At 56.1% G+C, this 287-nt stretch carries 1 protein-coding gene; it reads right to left on the bottom strand.

Annotation, left to right across the window (positions count from 1 at the left end; all coding sequences use genetic code 11):
• The coding region (locus tag D6C13_RS25760; protein ID WP_425272759.1) for a hypothetical protein at nucleotides 1-287 on the bottom strand (287 nt) is incomplete at both ends.

Below are 287 nucleotides of genomic sequence, written 5' to 3'. Positions count from 1 at the left end.
GGCGTGGCCTGCGGAACAGCCTGTGGCGTCAGTTGTGTATTACGAACTGGCGTAGCCTGAAGACGTTGTGGTGTTGCCTGCGGAACAGCCTGCGGTGTCAGCTGCACGACTGGCACTGGTGTAGCCTGAAGACGTTGCGGCGTTGCCTGCGGAACAGCCTGCGGAGTCAGATGAGAAAAACGAACAGGTGTAGCCTGAAGACGTTGCGGAGTTGCCTGCGGAACAGCCTGAGGAGTCAGATGATAAATAAGAACCGGTGTTGAATTAAAACTTATCCGCGTCGCCAG

It is taken from the genome of Rahnella woolbedingensis, assembly GCF_003602095.1.
Classification (GTDB): domain Bacteria; phylum Pseudomonadota; class Gammaproteobacteria; order Enterobacterales; family Enterobacteriaceae; genus Rahnella; species Rahnella woolbedingensis.
Note: the sequence above shows the minus strand (reverse complement) of the source record. Positions and strands in the feature narration are given on the sequence as shown.